This window comes from Serratia sp. HNCC26DJ206 (assembly GCF_057180605.1).
This window is the reverse complement of record NZ_JBXUGP010000139.1, coordinates 1-540: the sequence shown is the minus strand read 5'-3', so window position 1 is coordinate 540 and position 540 is coordinate 1. Positions and strand designations below refer to the sequence as shown.

Genomic DNA, 540 nt, shown 5'->3' with positions numbered 1-540 from the left:
TCGGGAAGTGAAGGCGTCAATGGCCTCGGGTTAGACGGCACGACAAAAATCGGTGGATACGGCATTCGCCTGGCAGGCGGTACCATGATTGCGGATGGCGTGAGCGTAGACAGCCTTTACAGTAGCGACATGGTTACCTGGAGTAAAACCGTAGTAGGTAGCCTGTTTGTTGCAAATAACACCCGTTATTCCACCTGGGCGGCAACGGGTACCACAACACCGATCGCCTTCACCACCCTGGCGGGCAAGCTGGGCGTTCAGGCCTATATCAACAAAGCCTCTGATCTGAACCTGACCAAGCCGGTTGTTATGGATGGCCTGACCACACTTGAGCTGGTGTATCTATAATTACTCTATCAAGCTGCGGTCCCTCCCCAGCTTTTGATCTGTGTTCCGATCCGGACTGTAAATCAGGGACTACCTTAGCCCCCGATTTTACTCTTCCCCTGCGATTAAGCTGAAAGGTGAAAAATCATGACTTATCCCTCTCTTTTCAAAACCAGTGCTATTGCCCTGCTGTTGGCCTCTGTGGGTGCCCAT

Annotated in this window: 1 protein-coding gene; it reads left to right on the top strand. The window is 52.2% G+C overall.

Annotated elements, in window-relative coordinates:
- A partial coding sequence (locus tag AC2A1E_RS24305) for a DUF1120 domain-containing protein (protein WP_484385894.1) occupies positions 1 to 348 on the top strand: 348 nt, incomplete at its 5' end.
- Between the last annotated feature and the right edge of the window lie 192 nt (positions 349 to 540).